This is a genomic window from Silvibacterium sp. (assembly GCF_047605705.1).
Lineage (GTDB): Bacteria > Acidobacteriota > Terriglobia > Terriglobales > Acidobacteriaceae > Silvibacterium.
In genome coordinates this window covers 67,637-75,286 of the sequence record NZ_JASGFD010000025.1, presented here as the reverse complement: position 1 = coordinate 75,286, position 7,650 = coordinate 67,637, and the positions used below count along the sequence as shown (strand labels likewise).

Sequence of the window (7,650 nt, the reverse complement as noted above, 5' to 3'; positions counted from 1 at the left end):
GAAGCTAGAAGCTAGAAGCTAGAAGCTAGAAGCTAGAAGCTAGAAGCTAGAAGCTCATAGCTGGTAGCTGCTTTCCGCCAGCTCTTCCGGCACATTCTTTCCTGACCACAGGCTTCGCGAGATCAGGTAGAAGACCGGTCCTAGCGCGGCGACCAGGGCGCCGAAGGCGAGCGCGGGCATGTGGCCCATCTTTTCGTCGCGCGAGGCGAAGGCGGCGTAGACGATCAGCGCCGTCGGCATCACGCCGAGAGCGATGGCACAGGCCAGGTTTCCGGCTTTGAAAGGGCGCTCGAGGTTCGGCTCGCGCAGGCGCAGCACGATCAGCGCTACGAATTCCAGGATGAGGCTCGCGCCGTAAAGGATCAGGTCGATCGAAATCAGCCGCTCGAAGCTGAACTGCAGCGCCAGCGCCCACGCGATGCCGCAGACGATCAGCGCCACCCAGGGCACGCCGCGTCCGTTGCGGGCGGTGAAGACGGGCGGCAGCATGCCGTCCTCGGCGAGCGCGACGGGCAGGCGGGCGTAGCTCATCATCAGCGCGTTGAACATGCCCAGGCCGGTGATGGTTCCTCCGATCACGATGGCGAGGCCCAGCCATGGGCCGGCGAGCTGCGTGGCGGCGTCCGTCCATGAGCCTGTGGTGAACTGCGCGATGGCGAGCCCCGCGAAGGCGACCGAGGCCAGCGGCACCACGTAGGTGAGCGCGACCACGCCCGCAGAGATGAGCATGGCGCGTGGGTAGTTCCGTTGCGGGTTCTCAACCTCGCGGGCCACGGTCGAAGCGTTATCCCAGCCCATGTAATTCCAGAGCGCGACGAGGATCGCGGTCGAAAGCCCCTCGCCGCCAGCGGGAGCCGATGTCCAGAGCACATGCGCGTGCAGGCTCCAGCCGTGATGCAAGGCCGCGACCCCGAGCACCGCGAACGGCGCCAGCAGGATGACGAAGAGCGTCATCGATCCATGGCCCACGGAGGGCGCGCCGCGCAGGTTCCATATCGCGCAGACGGCGATCAGTGCCAGTTCCCACAGCGTGCCTCGTGAGCCTGCGGTCCATGACGGGAAGAGGCGGCTCAGGTAGAGCACAAAGATGGTGGGGTAGATGGCCATGTCGAAGATGCTGGCCGTGAGCGAGAGCCAGGCTTCCTGATAGCTCCAGAAAGGACCGAGCGCGCGGCGGACCCAGATGTAGAAGCCGCCTTCATCGGGCAGCGCCGAGGCAAGCTCGCCGATCATTAATGCGGTGGGCACGCTCCACACCAGCGGCAGCACCAGCAGGATGACGAGCGCCTTGAGGTAGCCCGCGCCTCCAAGGATGTCTTCGATGCCATAGGGGCCGCCGGAGACCATGAAGTAGGTGGCGGCGGCGAGAGGGATCAGCCGGAGGCCGCGACGTGCGGGCCGGGAGTTTGCGGATGAGCGAAGGCGGACGACTTTGGCTGTGCTCCTGATAACACCCGCGCAGGCGGGCGAAGTCTGGATGGTCGGGGCCGGAATTTCCTTCCGGGTCCATAGACTATCGCGGATGGCTCTGGCTTTGGGGGCATTTTTGCGTGGGGCGCGTGGCTTCCGCTTTAGTCCGTCCACTTCGCTTCGCTTCGGTCGGAATGACAGCGGGGGAAGTCCTGATGACACGACGAATGGATTGAATGGACGACTGGCCGTTCTAATGCAGAAACCCCGGCCGGAGCCGGGGTTTCTGGTGAGAAGGGATTGAGGCTTACGAAGCCTTGCGGGTGGCCATGCCACTCGAGACGTAGCCGGGATAGACGCTGCGCACGCGGCCAAAGAGCTGCATGCGGCGCTCGGCGGCGAGATCGGAGGCTGCGGGGATGGTCGCCATGGTGTCCATCCGGACAGAGCCGTGATTGCGCTCCATCAGCGATTCGGCCTGGCCCGCCTCGACCGCGGTGAGGGTTTCGATGGTGACGATGGCTCCTCCCGAACCCAGACGGCCAGCAAGCTGATGCGCGTAGGAGGGCTCGAGGCCCATGCCAAAGAAGGCGCTCTCAAAGGCCGCGTCAGAGTAGCTGTAGTCGGCCTCGGGGTAGACGCCGAGGTGGCCTTCGCCGGTGCCGAAGTTCTGGCTGGTTTTGTCGACCGGGCTTGCCGGCACGACGCGCTCTCGCCGCTCTTCTCCACCGAATACATTCTTTAGTCGCTCGGACCAGCTCTTGCCATGGCTGGATGGCTTTACCGTGTCGCGGGATACGCCGGTGGCCGGATAGGCCGGAACAGCGCCGGCGACCGGCGCATTCGGATTGGGATGGAGCGTACTGGGCAGCGTGCTCTGAATGGTGTGCGGAAGGGTGCTGGGCAGCTCGCTGGGGATATCCGAGCCGGTGATGGGGCCGGGGCGCGATGCGCCGGTGTTAACGGTACCAGCACCGGTGGAGAGGCCGGCCGGAGTCACCGCGCTCGAACCTGAAGCCGGGCCGGAGACGGTGGTGCCTGCGCCGGGCGCGTTGGGGCCGACGGCGGGACGAATCTCTGTGTCGATATCGGTGCTGGTGCCGGGGAAGGCGGCGCCGAGGCTGCTCGAGCGGAAGCCGGCTGTGATCAGATCCTGGATCGCGTTGTTCGCGTCCTCTGCATTGCTGAAGTAGCCCACCACGGTGCGACGGCCAGTGTTGTTCCAGGTGCCTGAAACCATGATCGTGTCCCTCACTTCTACAGAATTAGTTTCCTTGGCCATTGGCCTCGGGGAAGAAGGAACACCGCGGGACACCGTGCTGCCCGCCGGGGGACATCTTTCCCGGGCGTGACCGTACTCTTGCTGAGATGCGCTTTGGGCGTGTGTGGCTAGCTGTGACGAAAATTGCGATGGAAATTCTGAGAGGAAAGCGCGGCCGGGGCTGGGCAGCGACGATAAATCGTCTATACTGAGATTCATCGCGTGCTGGAGAGATGGCCGAGAGGCTGAAGGCGGCGGTTTGCTAAACCGTTATAGGGTTGTAAAGCTCTATCGAGGGTTCGAATCCCTCTCTCTCCGCCAGATTTTTTGAGCTGCCAGGCTCTGCGAACACCGCAATCCATCATTCCTCACAGTAAAAACAGAACACACCGCTTAGCTCTGACGTGGCCATCTGTTTTTCTATCGAGAGATTTGTCATCTCGATCGGAGCAGGACGGTTTTATAGTCTGCGGAGCGGACATGCCCTGCCGTCCTCGCCACTTCGCTGCGCTCCGGTCCGAGGGACCGAGGGATAAAGATCGCTGGGCTACACTGGCAGCACTCCCACACAGCCTGCGCCGTTGCGAATGGGAGACGAGAAGAAGAGGACGGTCGGCCTTTGAATCAACTGCGGAGAAGCTTCCGGTTCTGGATTTTTCTGGTTGCGCTGGTAAACGTTTTTACAAGCATGGGCGCGGCGATCGCCGAAACGAAGCCGGCTTCGCAGCCGCGCTGGGATGCGCCGCATCATCCGAATCCCTTCATTCCCGGCTATTACGCGGATGCTTCCGTGCTGCAGACCGCGAAGGACACTTTCGTCTACGCGACCGAAGACCCCTGGGGCGGACGCACGCTCGGCTGCTGGCGCTCGGCCGATCTCGAGCATTGGAGCTGGTGCTCGCTGAACTGGCCGACGAAGGAAGCGGCTACCAGCCCGACCTCGGGTGACAGCATGGTGTGGGCTCCCTCGGTGATTGCGAAGAACGGCCGCTATCACATGTACGTCGCCGTGGGCAGCGAGGTATGGACGGGTGTGGCTGACTCGCCCACCGGGCCGTGGAAGAATCCGCTCGGCAACAAGCCGCTGATCCCCGGCAACTATCGCCCCGGCTATCACATGATCGATGCCGAGGTTTTTCTCGATACCGACGGGCAGGCCTATCTGTACTGGGGATCGGGGCTGCACTGGGTGAACGGCCACTGCTTTGTGGTGAAGCTCAAGCCGGATATGAAGACCTTCGACGGCGAGCCGCGTGACGTGACCCCGGCACATTATTTCGAAGCGCCGTTTCTGTACAAGCACGGTGGCAAATACTTCCTGATGTATTCGGAAGGGAAGACGACGGACTCGACCTACAACGTGCGCTATGCGGTGGGCAGCTCGCCGATGGGGCCGTTTCACGAGGGCGTGAACAGCCCGCTGCTGGTGAGCGACGAGGCGAACAGCATTCTTGGGCCCGGTCATCACGCCATCTTCGAGCGCGGTGGAAAGAGCTACATCGTCTACCACCGGCATAGCCTGCCGTTCGATAGCAGCTCTGTGCGCAGGCAGCTCTGCATGGACGAGCTGACTTTTTCGGTGGACGGTGAGCCGCAGAAGATCGTGCCGACGCACCTGGGCCCGGCTCTGCTGCGCAAGACAGTACGCGATGCCGGAGCCCTGCCAGCGACGGCCTCGGCCTCGTCATCGCTCGATGCGATCCATGATGCGAAGCGCGTGACCGACGACAACTACGCAACGCGCTGGATCCCTGCGGCTGCGGACAAGAACCCGTGGCTCGAACTCGACCTGCACAAGGTCGTAGAGCCCAGCCGGACTGAAATTCGCTTTGAGTATGCGTGGAAGCCGTATCACTTCAAGCTGCTCGCATCGGTCGACGGCAAGACGTGGACTGCGGTTGAGAATCACGACTCCGATGACGACGCGGGCTCGCCGGTGACGATCACCGGGCTGCCGCGTGTGCGTTATCTGCGGCTCGAATTTCCGGTGCAGGCGACTCCTGTCTCGATCTTCGAATGGGATGTGTACTGATGCGGCGCCGCTGGAGTTTTTCGCCCATCGTTCTTGGCTTTGCCGCGCTCATGTCTTCTGCGCAGGCGCAGCAGACGAATCCAGATGCGCCTGCCATGGTGCTCGATCATGCGTTCGATGCCGCGGCCTTTCCGCTCTTCGACCATGGCCATGCGGCGGCGATCTACGTTGCGGAGGAAGACAGCGCGCCGGTGCACACGGCCGCGCGTGCGTTCGCGGAGGATATTCGCGCCGTCTCCGGTGTGCAGCCGCTGCTCGAAAGCAAGCCCGAAGGCGGGGAGCTGATCCTCGTCGGCACGCTGGGCCATTCGGCTGTGATCGACGGGCTGGCGCGCAGCGGAAAGATTGATATCGCAAGCATTGCAGGCAAGTGGGAAGCGGCAAGCGTTACCGTCGTCGATCATCCGCTGCCTGGTGTGCGGCGTGCGCTGGTGATTGCAGGCAGCGATCCGCGCGGCGCGGCGTATGCGCTCTTCGGGCTGAGCCGGGCCATTGGCGTTTCGCCGTGGAGCTGGTGGGCGGATGTGCCGGTCGCGCATCACAGCTCCGCTGCCGTGGCGCAGCCGTCCTTTGTGCAGGCGCCGCCCGCAGTGCAGTATCGCGGGATTTTCATCAATGACGAGGACTGGGGCATCCGTCCGTGGGCCGCGAAGAAGATGGACCCGGCGCTGCGCAATATCGGTCCCAACACCTATGCGCGTGTCTTCGAGCTGCTGCTGCGCCTGCACGCGAACACGCTGTGGCCGGCGATGCATCCGGGCACCATGCCGTTCCATGCCGTGGCGAAGAATGCGAAGCTCGCAAGCGAATGGGGCATCGTGATGGGCTCATCGCACTCCGAGGCGCTGCTGCGCGACAACGTGGGCGAGTGGGACGAGGGCCGCGACGGTCCGTGGAACTACCAGCTCAATCGCGATGCCATCGACCGCTATTGGGACGAGGGACTGAAGGCGAACGGCGGGTACGAGAACTTCTACACCGTAGGCATGCGCGGCCAGCATGACACTGGCCTCGAGGCGACAGGCAGCAATGAGGTGAAGGCGCGGCTGGTGGAGCAGGCCATCGCCGATCAGCGTGCGATCCTCGCGAAGCGTGTTGGGCCGGATCTTGAAAAAATCCCGCAGGTCATCTGGCTCTACAAGGAGTCGATCGACCTCTACCGCGTCGGCATGAAGGTGCCGGAGGACGTGACGCTCGGCTGGACAGACGACAATTTCGGCTATCTGCGGCAGCTGCCCAGCGCGGAGGAGCGGGCACGTAGCGGCGGCAATGCGCTCTACTACCACGTATCTTATTGGGGCACGCCGCACGACTATCTCTGGCTGTGCAGCACGCCGCCCGCGCTCATGCGCGAGGAGCTGACCAAGGCGTGGGATCACGGCGTGCGAAAGCTGTGGGTGCTGAACGTCGGCGACATCAAGCCCGCCGAGAGCGACATCGAGTACTTCCTGCGCATGGCCTGGCAGGAGCCGACATTCCGCGACGTCTCGCAGCCGGACTATCTCCGCAGCTGGTACACGGCGCAATTCGGCTCGCAGCAGGGCGAGGCCATGGCGTCGCTTATGGACCGCTGGTACCGGCTGACCTTTCTCCGCAAGCCGGAATTCATGGGCTTTAACGGCTACGACGACGCGGTGCAGCGGACGGAGTTCAACCCGCTCGCGTGGGGCGACCAGAATCGACAGATGATGTCGGCGTGGACGCAGCTGGCCGACGAGGCGCGCTCCATCGGCGAAAGGCTCCAGCCGGAGCATCGCGATGCCTTCTTCGAGCTGGTGGGCTATCCGGTCGAGGCGTCGAGTGCGCACGCTCTCAAATTCCTGTGGACGGATCGCAGCTATCTCGACCAGCACAGCCGGGATTTTGACGCCGTCGCGCAGGATTCGGACAAGGCGAAGGCTGCTTACAATCGTGTGCAGAGCCTGACCGCTGACTACAATGCCCTCGCGGGCGGCAAGTGGGACGGCATGATGTCGTCCTCTCCGCGCGAGCGGCGCGTCTTCGAGATGCCGGAGACGGCAACCGTGCTCGCCACGGCTCCGCTGCAATTGCCGGGTGACTGGCGCGGGCCGAAGAGCGCCGAGGCTCCCGCAGTTTCCGCAGATGGCTTCATCGAGAAGTACGGGACCGTCTCCATCGACGCAACGCACTTTGCGGCGCGGACTCCGGAGAGCGCGTGGGAGATCTGGCCCGATCTTGGCCTTCCTGATTCGAACCTTCAGGGAGGATCGGTTTCGATTGACCGGCCGGGGGCCGCGGAGCCTGCGGCCTGGGTATCGGCGCCGGAGTCCGGCAAGGCAGCGGCGCTGTTGCAGAGCCCGTCACTCCGCTACGACTTCACCGTGACGAGCGGCGGCGAGGCGACGGCTTCCATTTATCTGTTGCCGACCTTCCCCGTGGATTCCAGCCAGCGCCTGCGTTATGCGATGTCGATCGACGATCAGCCTCCGGTGTTTCTCGACGCCGCCGGGGCCGAGGCGCACCGGCCGGATCTCAGTGCGTGGTCGCTGAACGTGCTCCGCAACGCGATGGTGCAGACCGCCCCGTTGGGCACTCTCGCTCCGGGCAAGCACACGCTGGTGATTCGTTCCGGCGATCCCGGCGTCATCTTCGAGCACCTCACTGTCACATTTCCGGGAGCCGTCCCGGCGTATCCCTTCGCGCCCGAGACTTTGTCCGGAAGTTCAGGGGTGAAGCGCTAGGCGCATTCGCGCGCCGTGGAGAAACCTGCGGTTCTGTCGGATCCTCGGAGGGAGCCGCAGGTTCCTTCACTTCGCTGCGCTCCGGGCGGAATGACAGGGTGGGGAGACGGTTGTTTTTCTCGCGGCCGTGTGGGGATAAGCCGCGGAGGGGAAGCGCAACCGCGGATGCCCGATCGGACCAGCCCTTTATGACGAGCCCGGCCCTCGCACCGCGTGCTCTGACCGATGAGGCGCATCCCTGCATG

The 7,650-nt window shown here is 63.8% G+C and carries 4 protein-coding genes and 1 tRNA gene; 3 read left to right on the top strand and 2 right to left on the bottom strand.

Features of this window, described 5'->3' with window-relative positions; translation table 11 throughout:
* Window positions 1-54: 54 nt before the first annotated feature.
* Both QM649_RS10900 and QM649_RS10895 read right to left on the bottom strand, forming a co-directional pair.
* Window positions 55-1,347: an APC family permease gene (locus tag QM649_RS10900; protein WP_415199069.1), complete on the bottom strand. Its 1,293-nt coding sequence runs from the start codon at window positions 1,345-1,347 to the stop codon at window positions 55-57.
* A 370-nt stretch (window positions 1,348-1,717) separates the two neighbouring features.
* Window positions 1,718-2,650 (bottom strand): hypothetical protein, encoded by a 933-nt coding sequence (locus tag QM649_RS10895; protein WP_415199068.1) that lies wholly within the window; start codon window positions 2,648-2,650, stop codon window positions 1,718-1,720.
* Between the two features lie 248 nt (window positions 2,651-2,898).
* Here QM649_RS10895 and QM649_RS10890 point away from each other — a divergent pair.
* The 3 genes from QM649_RS10890 to QM649_RS10880 all read left to right on the top strand — a co-directional run bounded on the left by QM649_RS10890 (window position 2,899) and on the right by QM649_RS10880 (window position 7,405).
* Window positions 2,899-2,992 (top strand) — tRNA-Ser (locus QM649_RS10890).
* A 298-nt stretch (window positions 2,993-3,290) separates the two neighbouring features.
* The gene (locus QM649_RS10885) at window positions 3,291-4,703 is read left to right on the top strand and encodes a family 43 glycosylhydrolase (RefSeq protein ID WP_415199067.1); all 1,413 of its coding nucleotides are present in this window, start codon (window positions 3,291-3,293) and stop codon (window positions 4,701-4,703) included.
* On the top strand, window positions 4,703-7,405 hold the full coding sequence (locus tag QM649_RS10880) for a glycosyl hydrolase 115 family protein (protein WP_415199066.1): 2,703 nt from the start codon (window positions 4,703-4,705) through the stop codon (window positions 7,403-7,405). Before QM649_RS10885 ends, QM649_RS10880 begins: the two co-directional genes overlap by 1 nt.
* Window positions 7,406-7,650: the final 245 nt, after the last annotated feature.